Source organism: Zooshikella ganghwensis DSM 15267 (assembly GCF_000428585.1).
Lineage (GTDB): Bacteria > Pseudomonadota > Gammaproteobacteria > Pseudomonadales > Zooshikellaceae > Zooshikella > Zooshikella ganghwensis.
The window spans coordinates 56,036-76,687 of sequence record NZ_AUAF01000009.1; the positions used below are offsets into that span (position 1 = coordinate 56,036).

Consider the following 20,652-nt stretch of genomic DNA (forward strand, 5'->3'; position numbering starts at 1 on the left):
AGCTAATGCAAGTTGTCGCTTTTAACTATGACGATCTTGGCTGTAAACAAATAAGGCAGTAAGAATTTGTATGGTTTCGTTGGATGTTATTGAAAAAGCCTTAACAAAGAAGTTAATTGAGTCACCTTTTAACTTTCCACAACTACCTTATCATACCCTTACGGTTAGACAGCTGGCAGCTAAAAGCAGCGTTCATTTAAATGAAATTGTTTTACTTATTGAGCAAGATAAAGGGCTTAGCCATCATCTGGAAAAGCTGGCCGACTCACCACTCTACCGACAACCTGTCCCCCCATATGATTTAAAAGGCGCGATTGTTCGCATTGGCATTAAGGCGACCAGTAATGTCATTCTCACCTACGTACTTAAAAATCTATTTCCTTGCCACTCGTATTTGGCCCGCAAATACCAAGGTGAAATCTGGCAACAAAGTCTAGTCTTTGCGGCGCTTAGCTCAATTTTAGCGAAACATGTAGGCTCTATTGATACAGATCGAGCACTACTCAGTGCATTATTGCAAGATGTAGGTAGCCTCTTTTTAGTCACGCAACTCGATGACTATCCAGACTGTATTAGCTCTCCCCAAAATGTACGCGCTATTTGTAACCAACTGAATCGGGTAGTAGGTTCCAAGTTGATAAACACTTGGCAACTGCCCAATGCCTTCAGTAATGTTATTAAAACTAAAGATTTATGGACTTTCTCAGTAAGTGAAAAATATAACTTAATTGATCATTCACTCATAGCGCGTTTTCTATTTCTATATCAGAACCCAAGGACTAAACCTACAACTGAGTTATCTTCATTGCCCAGTTTTCTTAAGTCTCCTTTTCAATACTGGCGTCACGCCGATGCCATGCGCATTTATGCAATGCTATATGAAGAAACCTTACAGCTTGTTGATATGCTTGGTGGCAATGCAAAAGGTATTCTAATACCGCCACCCCGCAGTGTACTGGGAAAGTAGTAGCACCACTTTCTAACCTTCCTGATGTCACTAACAACGCACTGCTCGCTGTTTTCGATCAACCAAGACACCAACATTATCCTTTTGTTTTTTATGGTGTAATAACAAAACACCTTGCACACACTGAGCAGAATAATCTGCTGGTATATGCGATAGCTTTGTCTCAGTCGACTCTGTGGATTGCTTGATTAAATTAAACTCAGCTAGATAAATTGAATCTTCTTCTGATGAGTGCCGTAAATATCCATTTTTGTCTAAGGTAATAACGGTAACGATAAGGGTTATTAATGCAACACCTATTAACTGCCAGGAATGATTTATTTTCACAAATAAACACCTCTTAATACTGCTCTTTTCTCTTGACAATATTTATAATTACTTACTGCGCAAATAATAGCACTGCTGTAAGCATTCCCTAAACCCAAAAAAATCTTACTTAATTAAAGCTCAACAAATAGCTCATTAATTTTCACCCATATCGCTACCACCACGAGCAGGTGCATGCGCCAAAATACGATCAGCTAAGCGTGAAAAAGGTAAGCTCTGCAACCAAACACTACCTGTACCAGATAAGGTGGCCAACACAATTCCTTCTCCACCAAACAGCATACTTTTTAAACCGCCACTTAGCTGAATGTCATAATCAATACCGTCAGAAAAAGCCACTAAACACCCTGTATCAACGCGCAGCGTTTCATCATTAAGCTCCTTACGAATAACGGCACCTCCAGCATGTATAAAGGCCATTCCATCACCTTCTAAACGCTGCAAAATAAACCCTTCTCCACCAAAAAAGCCAGCGCCTAAACGTTTATTAAAAGCAACACTGAGCTTTGTGCCTAGCGCAGCAGCTAAAAAAGCATCCTTTTGACATAGTAAACGCCCACCAATGGCTTTCATGTCCACAGGAATAATTGCGCCAGGATAAGGTGCTGCAAACGCCACTCGTCGCTTACCAACACCTTGGTTAGAAAAATGGGTCATAAACAGCGACTCTCCCGTTAGCATCCGCTTACCTGCACCGAATAATTTACCAATCATACCTTGGTTTGGGCTTGAGCCATCACCCATCTTGGTTTCAAACTCAATTCCCTGTTCCATATAATTCATAGCCCCAGCTTCAGCAATAACGGTTTCACCAGGATCTAACTCTATCTCTACCATTTGTAAATCATGGCCAATAATGTCGTAATCAACTTCATGGCAATTCATTAGGCTATCCTCTATATATAAAATAATTCATCTAAAATGCTCATTATCACCTCTGATATTACTACAGTATGACGAACAGAAAAAACATTTCACCTGAAGTGCACAATCATTATTTAAGTATAGGGGGAGAGAATTAAAAGGTTACTACTGAAGTAGACATCATATTTTTAGAGAAACTCTTTTTTAAATCATATGAAAATATAACTTTGTACGGAAAGATATCATTTACAAAAAAACTTCCCCAGAAATAGTTTTTACTTTTGCAAAAAAAACGGCACTACATTGTAGTACCGCCGAATAAAAATGACGCCAAAAAACAGCATCTACCGTTAATTTTCTGTATTATCAGGCAATTGTAAAATAAGCTGTAAATGGCGAGTAAGCTTGTGTTTAATCTGCTCTTGTGTAATGACTTCAGGATAGCCTAACAACGCGTCATACTCTAAACGTAAAATAACTGCTAACGTCAGGTAAGCATCTGTTTCAGGGTCAGATGTTTTAATTGCTTTAAAAAAGCGGGTTAAATCAACCAGCATGTTTTCCTGATGCAAACGCGCTAACTGACTTAAGCGTCCATCTCTTAGCGATTCAAACTGAAAAGCCTGCTCAGCTAATAAGTAGTCACGGTGCTGTTCGATTTGTTGCATTAAATACTGAACACCCAGATCAACCAAACGCATTTGGATAACACGTAAGTTATCACCTGAAGCAAGTTCATCGTTTAGCTGGGCAAATAAAACTTCTTCAGCGCCATTCCAAAAACGACGCATCGATTCTGCTCCAACTTCAACAAAATACGTAAAAGTATCAGCGATGAGGTCATTTATATCCTTAAAATAATAAGTTGTTGCAGAAAGAGGGACATCAGCCTCTTTAGCAACCGCACGATGCCTTACGCCTCTCACACCTTCTCGAATGACTAATCGCAATGACGCATCAAGAATTAAACGACGGCGTTGTTCACTGCCATTTCTCCGTGTTTTACGTCCTTGATAGACGATAGTGCTAGGGGCTTCCCTAGAAGATAAACTCATTGTTTTCATCTCAACCACTGCAGTTTTGTTGGTATCGGTTTTTTCTGTTTTAAGTTATTAACAGCTACATATTACCTAAAAGTGACTCGACGTTCCTCAAAAAAATAGTCACTATTGCATTAAGTCATGCTTTTTCACACAGGTAAGAAGTATATGAATGATTTTTAATCAATCATTAACAAGATGGGAACAATGACAGATTTTAACGCGTTAAAAAAATTGTTAGGAGGGGGATGCACCCTTAAAAAGGGTGCACAGTTCACATTTTATTTGTGACATTCTGGACGCATGTGCGGAAAAAGTAGTACGTCGCGAATAGATGGCGAATCTGTAAACAACATGACAAGGCGGTCAATACCAATACCTTCTCCTGCTGTTGGTGGTAACCCATATTCTAGTGCACGAATATAATCTTCGTCATAGAACATAGCTTCATCATCACCTGCTTCTTTCTCCGCAACTTGCGCTAGAAACCTTTCAGCCTGATCTTCAGGGTCATTTAACTCCGAAAATCCATTTGCAATTTCACGTCCACCTACAAAAAATTCAAAACGATCTGTCACAAAGGGATTATTATCATTTCGTCTCGCCAGAGGTGAAACTTCTGTAGGATACTCAGTGATAAATGTAGGCTGTTGCAAACGATGTTCAGCTGTTTTCTCAAAAATTTCCAGCTGAATTTTACCAAGACCATAATTATCTTTAACGACAATGCCCAGCTTTTCCGCAACCTGTTTTGCAGAGTCTCGATCAGCTAAATCAGCTGCAGAAATATCTTTATTAAAGTGAACAATTGCCCCTACTACAGTCATCCGTTGAAATGGTTGGCTAAAGTCATACTCTTCACCTTGATAACGTACTGTAGTATTACCCAGCACTTGCTGTGTAACTTCACGCAACATGTCTTCTGTTAAATCCATTAAATCATTATAGTCTGCATAGGCTTGGTAAAACTCAAGCATAGTAAATTCAGGATTATGACGTGTTGATAAGCCTTCATTGCGGAAATTACGATTAATTTCAAAAACCCGCTCAATCCCCCCAACAACCAAGCGCTTTAAATAAAGCTCTGGTGCAATACGTAAATACATATCAATATCTAACGCATTGTGGTGAGTGATAAAAGGTCTTGCTGTGGCACCACCAGGAATAACTTGTAACATGGGTGTTTCTACTTCCAGGTAATGTCTTTCCTGTAAGTAGTTGCGGATACAATCGATAACCTGAGACCTTACCTTAAACACTTCACGTGACTCTTGATTAACAATCAGGTCCACATAGCGCTGACGGTAACGAATCTCTTTATCTTCCAGACCTTTATGCTTATCAGGTAAGGGGCGCAATGCTTTCGTTAGCAACAGTGCACTTTGTATATCAACGTACAAATCACCTTTACCAGAACGCTGCAGTGTTCCCTCAACGCCAACAATATCGCCTAAATCCCAGCCTTTTATTTCATCCAGTTGCTCTTTAGCCAAAGCCTTACGGTTTACATAAAGCTGGATTCTGTCACTGACATCTTGAATGACAATAAACGCTCCACGGTTAAGCATGATCCGACCAACCACTTTAACCGTAATAGTTTGTTCTGCTAAGGCTTGTTTATCTAGGTCCTTATACTTTTTCTGTAAATCACCAGCAAAACTGTCACGACGAAAAGTATTGGGAAACGCATTGCGCTGTTTTCGTATTTCTGCCAATTTTTCTCGACGCTGAGCAATGAGTTTATTTTCATCTGATACTGTTACATCGGATTGCGTATCATCAGCCATGAGTGATTCCTGTAAATACCATAGAGGGAAATACCCCTCAAAAAGTTAACGACCTAAACAAACGAGAATAATTTTCATCTCGCCTATTAAAGCTTATCCTAAGATAGAAAATTACCAAGTTATGATCCTCAGTATGCTTATCTTAGGATAAGTTATTAATGTATTTTTCTCAGCCCTTTCTAAAATCTATAAGTTCTTCAGCCTTAAACCGAAAGTGCCATTTTTGAGTTTAAATACAAAGAGAATATATTTTATAAGCCCTGTTTTAAGCTTGCTTCAATAAACCGATCAATATCACCATCTAACACAGCATTACAGTTAGTGGTTTCAACACTTGTCCTTAAATCTTTAATGCGTGAAGCATCCAATACGTAAGAGCGTATCTGGCTACCCCAACCAATATCAGACTTACTATCTTCTAATGCCTGCTGTTCAGCTGTGCGCTTCTGCATCTCTAACTCATACAGTTTAGCTTTAAGCTGTTGCATGGCTTTGTCTTTGTTCTGATGCTGAGAGCGTTGGTTTTGACACTGAACAACGATGCCAGAAGGCATATGCGTAATACGAATAGCAGAGTCAGTGGTGTTAACATGCTGACCACCTGCTCCGCTGGAACGGTAGGTATCAATGCGTAAGTCTGCTGGGTTCACTTCAATTTCAATATCATCATCTATTTCAGGTGAAACAAATACTGAAGCAAATGAAGTATGCCTTCTGTTTCCAGAATCAAAAGGGGATTTGCGTACTAATCGGTGAACCCCTGTTTCTGTTCTCAACCAGCCAAAAGCATACTCACCGGAAAACTGAATTGTCGCACTTTTAATACCCGCTACATCACCCGCTGATACTTCAACAAGCTCAGTTTTAAAACCTTTACGTTCCCCCCAGCGCAAATACATTCTCAGTAACATATTCGCCCAGTCCTGAGCCTCTGTACCGCCAGAACCAGCCTGAATATCCAAGAACGCATTATTGGCATCCATACGACCAGCAAACATACGACGAAACTCTAACTGCTCAAGTTGAGCAGTGAGTCCTTCAAGCTCTTTTTCAACTTCAACAACTGTGTCTGCATCGTCTTCATCTACTGCCATCACCAACAAATCAGAGGCATCTGTTAAGCCCTGAGTAAGTGTATCAATGGTATTCACGACAGACTCTAATTGTGCACGCTCTTTACCTAACTGCTGGGCACGCTCAGGTTCATTCCATACATCAGGATCTTCTAGCTCGCGCTCTACTTCGACAAGTCGCTCTTGTTTATGAGCGTAGTCAAAGATACCCCCTAAGCACGTCAGTTCGTGCTTGTAAGTCCTTAATAGATTGTGTCAACGGATTAATTTCGATCATGCCGAACTCATATCTTCCAATGTTACTCTGATAAAGCAGGCTATTTTAACGTAAGCCTGATAGCGAAGGAAATGCGCAAACTACGAAAGATCACAGATCAATGCTGTTATGATCAGTTGCTTTCAATAGGCTCAAGATAATTAATCAACAGCTGTATATTTTGCTGTCCTTTATACTCATTCAGGTCAAGCTGATAAACCACCCGCACTTGTTGTACATTCAGGTTTGGCCAACACGAAAGGTCAACATTAAAAGCAATGCCATCTAAGTAACGCTCAGTTCCTGGCAGCATCAAAACCAGCTTTAAGTGCTTTTGCCCTACCAGCCGCTGCTGAATAATCAGAAACTCACCATAAAAGCTTGGCTCAGGAAAATGCTGCCCCCAAGGCCCTGCTTCTCTTAGTAGTGTCGCTGTTTGCAATGAAAAATCTTCAGGCTGAAGCAAACCATCAGTATGCAGCTCAGCTTCAAGCTCCGCTTCGGACAGCCACTGCCGCGCCACCGCATCAAATGCCTGTTTAAAATCAGGTAAATGTGCAGCAGGTAAACTCAGCCCTGCAGCCATCGCATGTCCACCAAACTTACTTAGTAACCCTGGCTGTTGGCTGGCAATAGCATCTAACGCATCACGAATATGAAAGCCAGGGATCGACCGGGCTGAACCTTTGATTTCATCACCATCAGCAGCTGCAAAGGCAATGACCGGTCGATGCAAACGGTCTTTAATGCGGGATGCTAAAATCCCAATCACTCCCTGATGCCAGTTTTCATCATATAAGCAAACACCAACAGGAAGGTCCTGGCTGTCATCCAGCTGAATCTTTTCCAAAACCGCTAAGGCCTGCTGCTGCATATCCGCCTCAATTTGCTTACGGTCCCTGTTAAGATCATCAAGCTGGAGAGCCATCTCTCGCGCCAGATAGGGATCATCTGTTAATAAGCACTCTATTCCCAAAGACATATCATCTAGCCGGCCAGCAGCATTTAAACGAGGTCCTAGCGCAAACCCCAAATCAGCCGCCGTCAAGCGATGAGGCTTTCGCCCTGAAACCTCAAGCAAGGCCATGATACCAGGCCGTGCTTTACCAGCACGCATCCGGCGTAAGCCCTGATATACCAACAGGCGGTTATTGGTATCCAAAGGCACGACATCGGCTACGGTTCCTAAAGCAACAATATCCAAATAATGTGCAAGATTAGGTTCAGGCCGACGATCGTTAAACCAACCTCGTGCTCTTAGTGCTGAACGAAGTGCCATTAACACATAAAAAATAACACCAACACCTGCCGTATTTTTTCCTGCAAAACGACAACCTGGCTGATTGGGGTTCACTATCGCATCAGCCATTGGCAATTCAGTGCCGGCTAAGTGGTGATCAGTAACAAGCACTTTGATGCCTGCTGCTTTTGCTGCCGCAACACCACTGATACTGGAAATACCGTTATCAACAGTGATAATAAGGTCAGGCGTATACTGTTGTGCTTCTTTAACAATTTCAGGGGACAACCCATACCCATAGGCAAAGCGATTAGGTACTAGATAGCTAACATTTGATGCCCCCATCGCTCTCAATAGCAATACAGCTAATGCTGTACTGGTTGCGCCATCAGCATCAAAGTCACCAATAATCAACATCCGACTTTGATTTTCTAGAGCTTCACAGAGAATATTGACCGCCTGGTCCAAGCCCTTTAGCGAAGTAAAGCTCATTAGCCCTTGCAATGAGCGTGGTAGCCCTGCATTTGAGTAGACACCTCTCGCTGCATAGATTCGCTGCAATATAGGCGGGATCTCGTGGCTAAAATTTAACTGTTGTGCATCGTAGTGACGGGAAATTATTTTTTTTTGCATGCTGATAAATAAGACCAGAGCAACCCTGAAATAGCCTCAATAGCTATCTCAGGGTAAAGTGAGATCAAGCAAATTAATTTAGCGGTCGGGCGTACTTAGCGACATAAGACTGGACATCAGCTAACTCGTTTTCAATGACAGTATAGCGCTCTTCCCGCTCATAAAGATCAGCCATTGACTCAGGTAGCTCCGGTGAAGATAAACCTGCTCGTACTACAGCTTCAGGAAACTTAACTGGATGTGCAGTAGCGAGTGTAATCATTGGTATCTGCTGATCACGCTGACATGTCATAGCTGCCCTGACACCAATGGCTGAGTGAGGATCCAGCTTATATTGACAGTTACGATATGCGTCACCAATTGTTTGACAGGTTTCTTCATCAGTTACACTGCAACTATCAAACAGCTGTCGTGTTAACTCCCAGCGCCAAGGATCAACAGTCAAAGTGCCCTGCTGCTGAAAGCTTGTCATCAACTGATCAATAGCCGCACCATCACGACCATACATGTCAAATAACAAACGCTCAAAGTTACTGGAAACCATGATATCCATACTTGGCGAAAGTGTTGGCGACAAGTCTTCTTTACTATATTGGTTGTTAGCCATAAAACGATGCAAAATATCATTGCGGTTGGTAGCGACTAAAAGCTGGCTGATGGGCAGCCCCATATTGCGCGCAACATAACCTGCATAAATATCACCAAAATTACCCGTGGGTACTGAAAAGGCCACGCTGCGCTGTGGTGCACCAACAGCAAGTGCCGCATAAAAATAATAGACGACTTGTGCCATTATCCGTGCCCAGTTAATCGAGTTAACGGCCACTAAACGGGCTTTACCCTGAAGAAAGTCCTGTTGTTGAAAGCAGGCTTTTACCATTGCCTGACAGTCATCAAAATTTCCTTGCACCGCTAAATTATGCACATTGTCAGCGACAACTGTTGTCATTTGACGGCGCTGGACTTCTGAAACTCGCTGATGTGGATGCAAAATAAAAATATCCACATTGTCACAGTGTCGACAACCTTCTATTGCAGCTGAACCTGTGTCTCCAGACGTTGCCCCAACAATCACCGCTTTTTCAGAGCGCCGAGCTAGCAAGTAATCCAGTAAACGTCCTAGTAGCTGCAAAGCAAAGTCTTTAAACGCTAAAGTTGGACCATGAAATAGTTCCAGCACCCACTGATTACTATCTAGCTGCGTAAGAGGAGCCACAGCTGAATGGTCAAATCCTTGATAAGTATCATGTAGGATTTGGCGCAAATCATTTTGAGGAATAGCTTCGCCAACAAACGGAGTTATAATTTTCTCAGCTAACTCTGCATAGGATAATCCACGCCAGGTAGCAATTTCTTCAAGTGTAAACTGAGGCCAATATTCTGGGACATATAATCCCCCATCACTTGCCAGCCCTGTTAACAATACATCTTCAAACCCCAGAGCAGGTGCCTGCCCTCTTGTGCTAATATACTTCACCTTAGTTATAACCCGCTGTTGTTAAGTTGAGATCCTAATTAGTTATTACAGTGCTCTAAATGGTCCATGCGAATCTTAACCACCTGCCCATTCACATCATCCAAAGCTTCAATTGCTGTAATTGCATTATTCACTGCACGCTCTTTGACTTTGTGCGTTAGCATAATAATGGCGGCAAACTGTTCACCCTCAAACACTTCTTTCTGAAGAAGAGCCTCAATATTGATTCCTTCTTCACTCAGGATACGTGTAATTTGCGTCATTACCCCAGGATGATCTGCTGCGCTCATTCGCAAATAAAAAGCTGTTTCTGTTTCATCCATTGGTAACACAGCAAGTTCATTTGAAACCGGACGCTGGTAACCTAAGGCAGGCATATGATGGGGAGAGTCAATCCCACGGGCAATATCGATAATATCAGCAATAACTGCTGACGCAGTTGGCTCAGCACCAGCCCCTGCGCCATAAAATAGTGTAGGTCCAACTGCATCGGTATCAACCAAGACAGCATTCATAACTCCATCGACATTAGCGAGCAGTCGTTTTTCAGGAATCAAAGTAGGATGAACTCTAAGCTCAATCCCCTCTTTTCGCGCACGGGCTATACCCAAATGCTTAATACGATAGCCTAGCTCATGGGCATACTGAATGTCTTCTGAAGTAATACCACTAATGCCTTCTGTGTAAGTTTGTTCAAACTGCAGGGGAATACCAAAAGCAATCGAAGCAAGGATGGTGAGTTTATGGGCAGCGTCGATGCCTTCAACATCAAATGTAGGATCAGCCTCAGCATAACCGAGTGCTTGTGCTTCACTCAAAACATCAGCAAAACTACTGCCCTTTTTTTCCATTGCAGTAAGAATAAAGTTACCCGTGCCATTGATAATACCCGCCACGGTATGAACCTTGTTGGCCGCTAAACCTTCTCGAAGAGCTTTAATAACAGGAATACCTCCTGCCACAGCGGCTTCAAATGCTACCTGAACCTTGTGTTTTTCAGCCTCAGCTAACAGCTCATTACCGTGGACTGCTATCAATGCTTTGTTTGCAGTGACCACATGCTTACCCGATACAATCGCACGAGAAACTAATGTTTTTGCAGTTTCACAGCCACCAATTAGCTCAACTAAAATATCAATCTCTGGGTTATCCGCTACTGCATACACATCATCAGTCACTGAGACACCTGAAGTATCACAGCCAGGATTTGGACGACGCATTGCGATTTGTGCAACTTCAATGGGTCTCCCCACTCGCTGAGCAATCAAATCCTTGTTACGCATTAAAACATTAAATGTACCACCACCCACGGTGCCCAGGCCACAGATACCTATTTTTATGGGTTTCAAACTCCACCCCCATTCACCCAATCAATTTAAAACGCTGAGACTCTTTGTACGAATAGAACCAAGTTGACTGTAAACTGCTTCAATAATCTTATCTTGGTAAACTCCAGCACAAACCTATCTAGCAAAAAGTAAAGTTGCTGTCATTAACAGCAAAAGGGAAATCATTTTACGCTGACCAGCGTCCAGTTCCTAGAGCTTAGCTGAAGTCTAAGAGGAAAACGAGAGGTCCCTGGTGAATAGTCGTTGGACTAACACCAGGAAAATAACCGAGGAAAACAATAAGCATGACTATTTTAGTCTATTGCTCAAGCGTAAAAGAAGTGAATTTACTCTACAACTAAAGCTACTTATTCACACCTAACATTTTAGCCAGCTGGTCAGCAGGACGATAACCTGGAATCAAGCTACCATCAGCCAAAAACAAAGCTGGAGTACCATTGACGCCCAGTTTAACACCTAGCTGAAACTCTTCCATTACTGGGTTATCGCAATTATCCGCCGTTACTTTTTCACCATTTTTGGCTTTAGTCATTGCTTGCTGGCGATCCTTAGAACACCACACTGCCTGCATTGTTGCAAATGCCGGAGACTGCTCACCTCCACGCGGAAAAGCCATATAGCGCACCTCAATTCCCATCTCATTTAACTGAGGTACTTCCTTATGCAGCTTTCGACAATATCCACAGTCAACATCTGTGAACACTGTGATATGTGCTTTTTTCTCACCCTTAGGTGAAAAAACAACCATTTTTTCTTCTGGAAAATCTTTTAGTAATTTGGCAACTTCTTTATTACGCTCTTTAGCCGTTAGATTAGTAACCTTTTTACCTTCTAACTTTAATAAGTCACCACGAAAAATATAGTTACCATCAGCACTACTATAAATGATTTGATTGCCTGCAAGGGTCACCGCATAAACGCCTTTCACAGGACTCTCTTCTACTTTTTCTACTTTGACATTCTTATCAAGGGCTTGAAGATTAGCTGTAATTTTTGCTTTTACGTCCTGTCCTGCAGCAGCCATGCTACTACCCAGTACTAGCGTCAAGCCAATCAGAGACTTACGAAACAACGTCATAGGGTTCCCCATATGATTTACTTGTGTTTATTTCATACTGAGAGAGGGAAATTCCTCATTTGGTTCCCTCCGTAGACCTGCAGTATATCACCCTCTTGGATGATATGCTTGATGTAGCTTTTGCAATCGTAATTTAGCGACATGGGTATAAATTTGCGTTGTAGATAAATCACTATGACCTAGCAGCATCTGAACAGCCCGCAAGTCAGCCCCATGATTTAACAGGTGCGTAGCAAACGCATGACGCAGTGTATGCGGTGATATGTCTCCTGCAATGTTAGCTTCGATGGCATATTTCTTTACCCTGTGCCAGAAGGTTTGTCGCGTCATCTGCTGCCCTCTAGCACTTGGGAAAACCGTGTTCACCTGTCCAACGACACAAAGTTGTTCACGAACTTCATTGAGATAGCGAGTCAACCAATAGTTTGCCTCCTCTCCCCACGGTATCAGTCGCTCTTTACCTCCCTTGCCTAAAACCCGTACAGCACCCAGCGACATTAAGAGCATGGGAAGCTCCAGCATGACTAATTCAGAGACTCGAAGTCCAGAGGCATACAGTAGCTCAAGCATCACCTTATCGCGAAAACCAATAGGCTCGCTTAAATCAGGTGCTTGCAATAATGCTTCAACCTCTTCTTCACTCAATACCCCTGGCAACTTCCTACCCAGCTTAGGCATTTTTAAGGCTTGAACAGGATCATCCTGGACTCGCCCATTAAGTATCATAAATTTAAAAAAAGCTCTTAATGAAGATAACAACCGAGCAGAAGAGCGAGCACTCATACCCTCTGCCGCCCGTAACGCCAGATAGTCCTGAATGAACACACGACTTACCGTTGTAAGCGACTGACTTTGCTGTTCGAGCCAGGCAGCAAAATGTGTAAGATCACTTTGGTAAGCTGCCCGACTGTTATCAGCTAACCCCCGCTCCAACCATAAAAACTGAATAAACTCGTTAATGAGCACTTGATGAGTAGCGTGGATGGATTTCATCAAACTGACCTGCAATAAAAAAAGTTTACCCTCTATTTTCTCAAGAAATGCAGTAAGAAAATAAGTCGACATGTAAAACATATACCCAGCGCTTCTATCACCTGGTTGAGTTTACAAAAAAATGAACAACGCTTATCATGTCGTCTATTAGCATTTGTTGACAAGAAAAAACCTAACATTTGAGGAAAATTGGAAGCACCTCAAGTCAAAAGCTAAAGCTATTACTTATAAACAATAAGGTATAAACCTTTATACCTGTGCTCACATCATTGGAGCTCAAAATATCATGGAGCGACAACTTTTACGTTATCACCTGCCAAAACGATTCTCAGCCAATAAACTTCAGCAGTTACTCAGCGCTAAGTATCAGATTTATCAGCATGTATTACCATCCCAGACTCTGATTTTTTATGATACCTTTGAGTGGCTTCTTTGGAAAAAAGGCTTAATTTGCTGGTATTTTCAGAATCAGCTGAGTTTACAATGGTTAGATTACTTTACATCACCTTACGACCTATACGCACTTGATAGCCTTGAGCTAACTTCCCCACCCGATATACTTCACTTGCCACCCTCTACTTTTGCTCACAGAGTCCAAAAAATCATTAAAGCACGAGCACTCACACCCACAGCAGAGGTTCTATTTACTTCGACACTTTTTGACTGTAAAGATAGCGAAGAAAAAACAAGGGTTAGGCTCCAGCTTGATATACTTCAACCACCATCACAAGCAAAACCTAAAGTAAAGTCTTTAATCGTACAGCCATTAAAAGGCTATACAGCAGATGCCAACTTTTGCCAACAACTACTAACACAAAATCAGTGCAATAAAACAAGTCAAACGTTGCTTGGTGAAATGGAAGCTGAGGGACTTATTCTTCCTAGTAGCTATTCCATTAAACCCTCGTTTAATCTCACACCAGAACTTTCTGTACATGATGTTATTGCAAAAGTTACTTCCCAGTTACTTACTCTTGCTCGACTAAATGAAGCAGGTATTGTTGATGATATAGATATCGAATTTTTACATGACTATCGGGTTGCTATTCGAAAAATTCGTTCGCTCATTACTTTATTAAAACATGCATTCACTGCCGAAAAATTTAACGAACTAAAAACATCTTTTGGAGAATTAGGTAAACAAACCAATATGCTCCGAGATCTAGATGTCTATCTCAACCATCAAGCTGACTTTGCTCAACTTTTGCCTGACAGTTTGCAAACGGGTCTTCATGTTCTATTTGCTGACTTTCAACAAGCACGTGCTCAAGAGCACAATAAAATTAAAAAGCACCTTAAAAGTCGTAATTATCTCAGGCAAATCAAACAACTTGAAACACAGTTTCAATCTTCAACGTCTTTATGCCATGGTCCCCTGGCAAATGAACCTATTCTAAAGGCCGCAAAAGACCGTATTTATCGCCAGTACCATGTTATCCGAAAAAAAAGCAGACGTATAACACCAGAGACGCCAGATGAACATATTCATGACATACGAATAGCCTGTAAAAAATTGCGCTACCTGCTAGAGTTTTTTGCTGATTTGTTTCCAACCAACGAAATCACAAAACTTGTAAGTGCTTTAAAAAAATTACAAGATCACTTAGGTCTCTTCAACGATTTATGTGTTCAACAAGAATTTCTTCAGGAGTATTATCATAAAGAGCTTAAAAAAGCTCGCCACCCCGCAGAAGAAAATTATCAGCTTTGCTTGTCAGTAGGTGGAGTAATCGCAGCACTTTATCAAAAACAATTACAAGTTAGAAAGAAAATAACAGACCACCTTTCACTATTTATTGACAAGGACGTTAGGCAGCAAATCAGCCACCGTTTTAGTACCGCTGAAGGAGAAATAACACATGAAGATACTTGCGAGTTACAGCATTAAAGGTGGCGTAGGTAAAACGGCTACATCCGTTAACCTGGCTCATTTAGCAGCGACTCAAGGTTATAGAACTTTATTATTTGATTTAGACCCTCAAGGTGCTTCCTCATTTTATTTTAGAGTACGCCCATCAGAAAAGTGCAAGTCTAAGTTTTTCTTCAGCAAAGAAAAAAAATTGCAAAAAAATATCAAGGCATCTGATTTCCCTTACTTAGATATTTTACCTGCAAAGCTATCGTTTCGTAACTTTGACATCATGTTAAATTACATGAAAAAATCAACTACTCGCTTACATAAGACTCTTTTAACACTAAAAAAAGAGTATGATCTTATCCTAATTGATTGCCCACCAAGCATTAGCTTACTGTCTGAAAATGTATTTAATGCTGCTGATAAAATTCTTATTCCGTTAATACCTACTACCCTATCTGAACGAACACTTCAACAACTGACAACCTTTTTCACAACCCATGGCTATCGCAACAAAAAGCTTATTCCATTCTTTTCAATGGTTCAGACCCAGAAAAAATTACATAAAGATGCAATGACCAGATTACGCAAACAATATCCACGCCTATTGGAAACCAGTATTCCTTTTTCAGCGGATATAGAAAAAATGGGAATTCATCGTGAACCAGTTACTGCCTTTGCAAAAGACACAGCTGGTGCGCAAGCCTTTAAAACATTATGGGAAGAAGTTGAAAGTGAACTGGCATGTTCGAAACAGAAGAAGAGAGCTTAACAGATCGTGACGGCAAAACAGTATCCATTGATAAAAAACCACCATAACAAAAAGCAGCCTTTAGGGCTGCTTTTTGTTGGTAAGTTGCACTAAGTAGAGGCTTAGGACAGCTTTTCCTTGATACGTGCAGCTTTACCAGAGCGCTGACGCAGGTAGTACAGCTTCGCTTTACGTACATCACCACGGCGCTTAACAGACACACTATCAATGATAGGGCTGTAGGTCTGAAAAACACGCTCAACACCAACGCCATTAGAAATTTTACGTACCGTAAAAGAAGAGTTTAAGCCACGGTTACGCTTAGCGATAACCACACCTTCAAACGCCTGCAGACGCTCACGGCTACCCTCTTTTACTTTAACCTGAACAACAACAGTGTCACCTTGCCCAAATGCAGGGACCTCTTTGTTCATTTGTTCAGCTTCAATCTGCTGAATAATTTTATTCTTGCTCATGATCTACTCCTAGATACAAACTTCCAACCCATTACTTGTTAATTGGATGTTTGTGGCTGTCTAGCATATTCGGTAAGAAAGTCATCCAATAACTGTTGTTCTTCTACAGTTAATGTCCGCGCTTTCAACAACTCTGGTCGTCGCAACCACGTACGCCCCAGAGCTTGTTTTAACCGCCACCGCTTAATTTCCTGATGATTACCACTTAATAGCACATCAGGTACGCTTAAACCGGCAATCTCTTCCGGACGCGTATAATGTGGACAGTCCAACAAACCATTGCTGAATGAGTCTTCAAGGGCGGAATCCTTGTGACCTAGGGTGCCCGGTACAAAGCGTGAAATGGTATCAATTAAGACCATAGCAGCTAATTCGCCACCACTCATCACATAATCACCAATCGACCATTCTTCATCGACCTCAGTGGTAATTATGCGCTCATCAATACCTTCATAGCGCCCAGCAACTAAAATCAGTCTTTGACTATCCGCCAAATAGCGAACGCCATCTTGATCCAACTTTCGCCCTTGAGGCGAAAGATAAACGACTTTAGCGCCAGGTCCTGCAGCATTCTTTGCCGCATGGATAGCATCACGCAGAGGTTGAACTTTCATCAACATGCCGGGACCACCGCCATATGGTCGGTCATCCACAGTTTGATGTTTATCATGGGTAAAATCTCTGGGGTTCCAGAAGCTGACTTCTATCCCACCATTTTTTACCGCTCTTCCCGTAACGCCATGTGCTGTAACAGCAGAAAACATTTCAGGAAAAAGGCTAACAACACCAAACCACACCTTTAAAACTCCGGATCCCAATCGATCCGCATTACACCTTGTGTGAGGTCGACACCACACACAACCTGCTTTTCCAAATATGGAATCAAGCGTTCACGCTGATCAACACTGCCTTCGCAAGGCTTAACAACAAGTACATCGTTAGAGCCTGTACTCAACAAATGATCAACTTTACCTAATAACAGAGGCTTAACACCGTCCTCACTGATGTCAGTGACTACACGCAAGCCTTCGAGCTGATGCCAGTAATACTCACCTTCACCAAGCTCAGGTAAAACTGTCTTAGGTACCAGGATTTCTGCACCACAATATTGGTGCGCCTGCTCCCGGTCATCACAGCCTACAAAGTGGGCAATTAGGCCTTTGCCTTGTCGCTGGCCACGGTCAACACGAACAGATAACTGCTGACCTTTGAGCTTTAGAGTCCATTCCGGGTAATTCAAAATATTGGTGATAGGATCAGTGTGAGAATAGATCTTTAACCAACCTTTGACACCAAATACTGAGGTCACTTTACCAATTACGATAAAAGATGACGATACACTGGACTGACTCACTAACAACTCCGCCTACACCTCACTTAATGGCCAGATTACGCCTTTGCAGCCTCTTTCAGCAATTGAGCTACACGGTCAGAAGTTTGTGCACCTTGGCTTAACCAGTAACTAGCACGTTCCTGATCAACCCTTAGACGCTCAGCTTGACCACGAGCAATTGGGTTAAAAATACCAATACGTTCAATAAACCGACCTTCACGAGACTTGCGAGAGTCAGTCACTGTTAAATGGTAAAAAGGGCGCTTCTTAGAACCGCCACGGGCTAAACGAATCGTTACCATTGGACTTCGCTTCCTAAATCAATGGCGTAGAACACCACTGGTTGATTCAACAATCCAGATCGAGCACAGTGCCCGAAAGGGCGCATATTCTACGGAATATCAAGAGGGATGGGAAGAGCTATTCTACTAATTTCTTCCAATCCCATTCACTGCTGACTAAACAACAGACTTTTTCATCAACTAAACCAGAGGTATAGAATCAGAAACTTTTTATGGTAAGCCACTAAAACATTAGGTTAGACCATTTGAATGTGCATAATTAATGCCGCGACTTACCTAATACTTACATGCCAGGGAATCGACCACCACCTGGAGGCATTCCTCCTCCCATGCCACCCTTCATTGCAGAGAGGCCACGCATAAGCTTTGTCATACCACCCTTCCCTGAGACTTTTTTCATCATTTTTTGCATTTGCTTATGCTGCTTTAGCAGTCGGTTAACATCTTGGATCTGTGTTCCAGAACCTGATGCAATACGGCGCTTCCGAGACCCATTGATAACATCAGGGTTTCTGCGCTCTGCAGGCGTCATTGAGTTTATGATCGCCTCCATTTGAATCAGGGGTTTTTCATTAATATTTTGGTTAGCGAGCTGTGGCATTTGCCCCATACCTGGCAGCTTGTCCAGCATATTGGTAATGCCACCCATGTTTTTCATCTGCAGGAGCTGATCACGAAAGTCTTCCAGGTCAAACCCTTTACCTTTCTTAAGTTTTTTCGCTAAACGATCTGCTTTTTGCTTATCAAGCTTTTGTTCGGCTTCTTCAATAAGCGAAAGAACATCACCCATACCCAGAATTCGAGAAGCAACCCGATCTGGATGGAAAGGTTCCAGTGCTTCAGTTTTTTCACCAACTCCCAAAAACTTAATTGGCTTACCGGTAATGTGTCGAACTGATAGAGCTGCACCACCCCGAGCATCACCATCAGCCTTAGTTAAAACAACGCCTGTTAGTGGTAATGCATCATTAAATGCTTTTGCGGTGTTTGCGGCATCTTGCCCTGTCATGGCATCGACAACAAACAACGTTTCAACAGGGTTAATGGCCGAGTGCAGCTCGCGAATCTCGTCCATCATGCTTTCATCAATGTGCAAACGACCTGCGGTGTCAACAATCACCACATCAAACTGCTTTTGCTTGGCAAACTGTATAGCCCCTTCTGCGATTGCAACCGGCTTTTGATCTGAGCTTGAAGGATAGAACTCAACAGTAACCTGCTCAGCAAGTGTTTCTAGCTGTTTTATCGCAGCGGGTCGGTAAATGTCAGCACTGGTGACTAGCACCTTTTTCTTTTTACGCTCTCTTAGGTGCTTGGCGAGTTTAGCAACCGTAGTGGTCTTACCTGCACCTTGCAGGCCCGCCATAAGTACTACCGCCGGGGGCTGCACCGACAGGTTTAACTCATCACAGGCTGAACCCATAATCTCAACAAGCTCAGACTGCACAATTTTGACAAACATCTGTCCAGGACTGAGGCTTTTCTGCACCTCTTGCCCAACCGCCCGTTGCTTAATTTTTTCAACAAAATCCTTAACAACAGGCAAAGCAACATCAGCTTCAAGCAAAGCCATGCGGACTTCACGCAGGGTCTCTTTAATGTTGTCTTCTGTTAACTTGGCTTTGCCAGTAACATTCCTTAGTGTCTGTGATAAGCGGTCGGTCAGATTTTCAAACATGAAGGCTACCTTAAACGATAATCCTCCCTGCCATGTCACAGACAAATCAGCGTGATATGTAACAATAGTGACTCTAGAGGGAGATTTTGAATGCTTTCTGCTGAATATAGGCTTAAGTTTAAGCGATTATACCGTATTATCTGTAGCGGCTGTCCAGTTTCACGACTATTTCATTTATCAATATTACTCAGTTAAGTCACTAAACAATACTTTCATCTGCTGTCTCAACATAATATGCTGGACGTCAAGCTTATGAAATGCACAGATCTTTTACCTTTAACCTTAGTACCATAAGCTGTTCAAATATAATAAACCACGTTAGCACAGGATTTTATGAACATCATTTTGCCAAGCCTTATTGCAGTATTGCTCTATGCGGCAGGATCTGTCTACCAGGGACGGGCCCTTGTTCAGGGCCACACTATTCATAAGCCACTTATTCAAGGCATTGCATTAAGTGCATCTATACTGCAAATGTTGAGTATTTACTTTGTACTTCACACTCAGCAGGGTATTGATCTTAGCTATGTAAACGTTGGCTCATTGATATCATGGTTAATCATTAATGTTGTACTACTAAGCAGTTTGCGCAAACCCGTTGAAAACTTATTTGTCATTTTATTTCCGATTGCCGCAACGACTATTTTGCTATCAGCCTTTCATCTTTCACCTACAGATATAAAAACCAACTTGTCAGCAGGCATGATCTTACATGTGCTATTTTCAGTTTTAGCATACAGTATTTTAACCATTGCATTTTGCCAGGCACTGCTCTTGGCCTATCAGGACTACCGACTTAAACATCGACATCCTACGGGAATCATTAGGCTATTCCCACCACTACAAACGATGGAAAGCCTGTTGTTTGAGTTTCTATGGGCAGGGCTACTGCTACTAAGCTGCTCACTTTTTAGTGGTTTCATTACACTAGACGACAGTTTTGTTCAGTCCCACAAGGCAAGTCTTTCTATTATCGCCTGGTTAGTGTTTGCTATTTTGCTGTGGGGACGGCATGCCCTCGGATGGCGAGGTATTACTGCTATACGCTGGACTATTTGTGGCTTTACCCTACTTGTACTCGCTTACTTTGGTAGCAAGCTCCTACTGGACCTAATCAAACAAGCTGGATAAACTTCACCACAATCGTCGGCTATTTTGGCGACAGATAAAGCA

19 protein-coding genes are annotated in these 20,652 nt (G+C 42.1%); 4 read left to right on the forward strand and 15 right to left on the reverse strand.

All coding sequences use genetic code 11. The features are described from left to right. The first annotated feature begins 70 nt into the window (after window positions 1-70). Window positions 71-967 (forward strand): HDOD domain-containing protein, encoded by an 897-nt coding sequence (locus F607_RS0103645; RefSeq protein ID WP_027706970.1) that lies wholly within the window; start codon window positions 71-73, stop codon window positions 965-967. Between the two features lie 30 nt (window positions 968-997). Here the strand turns inward: F607_RS0103645 and F607_RS0103650 are convergent, their stop codons facing one another. From F607_RS0103650 to xerD, 10 genes are all read right to left on the reverse strand, one after another. Then, window positions 998-1,294: a PA3694 family proteiin gene (locus F607_RS0103650; protein ID WP_051310819.1), complete on the reverse strand. Its 297-nt coding sequence runs from the start codon at window positions 1,292-1,294 to the stop codon at window positions 998-1,000. Between the two features lie 135 nt (window positions 1,295-1,429). Further along, window positions 1,430-2,179 carry a TIGR00266 family protein gene (locus F607_RS0103655; protein ID WP_027706972.1) on the reverse strand — a complete coding sequence of 250 codons (750 nt, stop codon included), beginning with the start codon at window positions 2,177-2,179 and terminating at the stop codon, window positions 1,430-1,432. Window positions 2,180-2,508: 329 nt separating this feature from the next. Then, the gene (locus tag F607_RS0103660; protein ID WP_027706973.1) at window positions 2,509-3,213 is read right to left on the reverse strand and encodes a TetR/AcrR family transcriptional regulator; all 705 of its coding nucleotides are present in this window, start codon (window positions 3,211-3,213) and stop codon (window positions 2,509-2,511) included. 266 nt (window positions 3,214-3,479) lie between these two features. Continuing rightward, window positions 3,480-4,985, reverse strand: coding sequence for a lysine--tRNA ligase (gene lysS, locus F607_RS0103665; protein WP_027706974.1), 1,506 nt, complete (start codon window positions 4,983-4,985; stop codon window positions 3,480-3,482). Window positions 4,986-5,236: 251 nt separating this feature from the next. Beyond that, window positions 5,237-6,335, reverse strand: a protein-coding gene (prfB, locus tag F607_RS0103670; protein WP_157365371.1) for a peptide chain release factor 2 whose coding sequence is annotated in 2 segments (ribosomal slippage) — window positions 5,237-6,259 and window positions 6,261-6,335 — 1,098 coding nt in all. Because the reading frame shifts where the segments join, the coding sequence is not laid out codon by codon here. A 112-nt stretch (window positions 6,336-6,447) separates the two neighbouring features. Continuing rightward, window positions 6,448-8,187 (reverse strand): single-stranded-DNA-specific exonuclease RecJ, encoded by a 1,740-nt coding sequence (gene recJ, locus F607_RS0103675; RefSeq protein WP_051310824.1) that lies wholly within the window; start codon window positions 8,185-8,187, stop codon window positions 6,448-6,450. A 73-nt stretch (window positions 8,188-8,260) separates the two neighbouring features. After that, window positions 8,261-9,664 carry a threonine synthase gene (gene thrC, locus F607_RS0103680; RefSeq protein WP_027706977.1) on the reverse strand — a complete coding sequence of 468 codons (1,404 nt, stop codon included), beginning with the start codon at window positions 9,662-9,664 and terminating at the stop codon, window positions 8,261-8,263. Window positions 9,665-9,702: 38 nt separating this feature from the next. Next, window positions 9,703-11,013 carry a homoserine dehydrogenase gene (locus tag F607_RS0103685; RefSeq protein ID WP_027706978.1) on the reverse strand — a complete coding sequence of 437 codons (1,311 nt, stop codon included), beginning with the start codon at window positions 11,011-11,013 and terminating at the stop codon, window positions 9,703-9,705. Between the two features lie 343 nt (window positions 11,014-11,356). Continuing rightward, window positions 11,357-12,091 (reverse strand): DsbC family protein, encoded by a 735-nt coding sequence (locus F607_RS0103690; RefSeq protein ID WP_038289885.1) that lies wholly within the window; start codon window positions 12,089-12,091, stop codon window positions 11,357-11,359. 87 nt (window positions 12,092-12,178) lie between these two features. Beyond that, window positions 12,179-13,084, reverse strand: a complete 906-nt coding sequence (gene xerD / locus F607_RS0103695) for a site-specific tyrosine recombinase XerD (RefSeq protein ID WP_038289920.1) — start codon at window positions 13,082-13,084, stop codon at window positions 12,179-12,181. A 286-nt stretch (window positions 13,085-13,370) separates the two neighbouring features. On the opposite strand from xerD, the gene F607_RS32505 reads away from it, so the two are divergent. Both F607_RS32505 and F607_RS0103705 read left to right on the forward strand, forming a co-directional pair. Next, window positions 13,371-14,972 carry a CHAD domain-containing protein gene (locus F607_RS32505; RefSeq protein WP_051310826.1) on the forward strand — a complete coding sequence of 534 codons (1,602 nt, stop codon included), beginning with the start codon at window positions 13,371-13,373 and terminating at the stop codon, window positions 14,970-14,972. Then, window positions 14,944-15,711 (forward strand): ParA family protein, encoded by a 768-nt coding sequence (locus F607_RS0103705; RefSeq protein WP_027706981.1) that lies wholly within the window; start codon window positions 14,944-14,946, stop codon window positions 15,709-15,711. Before F607_RS32505 ends, F607_RS0103705 begins: the two co-directional genes overlap by 29 nt. 101 nt (window positions 15,712-15,812) lie before the next feature. On the opposite strand, the gene rplS is transcribed toward F607_RS0103705, so the two are convergent. The 5 genes from rplS to ffh all read right to left on the reverse strand — a co-directional run bounded on the left by rplS (window position 15,813) and on the right by ffh (window position 19,479). After that, window positions 15,813-16,169: a 50S ribosomal protein L19 gene (gene rplS / locus F607_RS0103710; protein WP_027706982.1), complete on the reverse strand. Its 357-nt coding sequence runs from the start codon at window positions 16,167-16,169 to the stop codon at window positions 15,813-15,815. Window positions 16,170-16,204: 35 nt separating this feature from the next. Next, on the reverse strand, window positions 16,205-16,963 hold the full coding sequence (gene trmD, locus F607_RS0103715) for a tRNA (guanosine(37)-N1)-methyltransferase TrmD (RefSeq protein ID WP_027706983.1): 759 nt from the start codon (window positions 16,961-16,963) through the stop codon (window positions 16,205-16,207). A gap of 2 nt (window positions 16,964-16,965) precedes the next feature. Beyond that, a complete protein-coding gene (gene rimM / locus F607_RS0103720; RefSeq protein WP_038289891.1) occupies window positions 16,966-17,520 on the reverse strand; it encodes a ribosome maturation factor RimM in 555 nt (184 codons plus the stop codon). A gap of 35 nt (window positions 17,521-17,555) precedes the next feature. Further along, window positions 17,556-17,801: a 30S ribosomal protein S16 gene (rpsP, locus tag F607_RS0103725; protein ID WP_027706985.1), complete on the reverse strand. Its 246-nt coding sequence runs from the start codon at window positions 17,799-17,801 to the stop codon at window positions 17,556-17,558. Between the two features lie 283 nt (window positions 17,802-18,084). Continuing rightward, window positions 18,085-19,479, reverse strand: a complete 1,395-nt coding sequence (gene ffh, locus F607_RS0103730) for a signal recognition particle protein (RefSeq protein WP_027706986.1) — start codon at window positions 19,477-19,479, stop codon at window positions 18,085-18,087. A gap of 333 nt (window positions 19,480-19,812) precedes the next feature. Here ffh and F607_RS0103735 point away from each other — a divergent pair, with 333 nt between their 5' ends. Beyond that, window positions 19,813-20,610 carry a cytochrome C assembly family protein gene (locus tag F607_RS0103735; protein WP_027706987.1) on the forward strand — a complete coding sequence of 266 codons (798 nt, stop codon included), beginning with the start codon at window positions 19,813-19,815 and terminating at the stop codon, window positions 20,608-20,610. The last annotated feature ends 42 nt before the right edge of the window (window positions 20,611-20,652 follow it).

Excerpts from the sequence above, each read along its gene's own strand:
- recJ (WP_051310824.1), bottom strand. The coding sequence starts at position 8,187 with ATGCAAAAAAAAATAATTTCCCGTCACTACGATGCACAACAGTTAAAT.
- F607_RS0103705 (WP_027706981.1), top strand. The coding sequence starts at position 14,944 with ATGAAGATACTTGCGAGTTACAGCATTAAAGGTGGCGTAGGTAAAACG.
- F607_RS0103655 (WP_027706972.1), bottom strand. The coding sequence starts at position 2,179 with ATGAATTGCCATGAAGTTGATTACGACATTATTGGCCATGATTTACAA.
- F607_RS32505 (WP_051310826.1), top strand. The coding sequence starts at position 13,371 with ATGGAGCGACAACTTTTACGTTATCACCTGCCAAAACGATTCTCAGCC.
- F607_RS0103660 (WP_027706973.1), bottom strand. The coding sequence starts at position 3,213 with ATGAGTTTATCTTCTAGGGAAGCCCCTAGCACTATCGTCTATCAAGGA.
- F607_RS0103645 (WP_027706970.1), top strand. The coding sequence starts at position 71 with ATGGTTTCGTTGGATGTTATTGAAAAAGCCTTAACAAAGAAGTTAATT.
- xerD (WP_038289920.1), bottom strand. The coding sequence starts at position 13,084 with ATGAAATCCATCCACGCTACTCATCAAGTGCTCATTAACGAGTTTATT.
- lysS (WP_027706974.1), bottom strand. The coding sequence starts at position 4,985 with ATGGCTGATGATACGCAATCCGATGTAACAGTATCAGATGAAAATAAA.
- F607_RS0103735 (WP_027706987.1), top strand. The coding sequence starts at position 19,813 with ATGAACATCATTTTGCCAAGCCTTATTGCAGTATTGCTCTATGCGGCA.
- ffh (WP_027706986.1), bottom strand. The coding sequence starts at position 19,479 with ATGTTTGAAAATCTGACCGACCGCTTATCACAGACACTAAGGAATGTT.
- F607_RS0103690 (WP_038289885.1), bottom strand. The coding sequence starts at position 12,091 with ATGACGTTGTTTCGTAAGTCTCTGATTGGCTTGACGCTAGTACTGGGT.
- rpsP (WP_027706985.1), bottom strand. The coding sequence starts at position 17,801 with ATGGTAACGATTCGTTTAGCCCGTGGCGGTTCTAAGAAGCGCCCTTTT.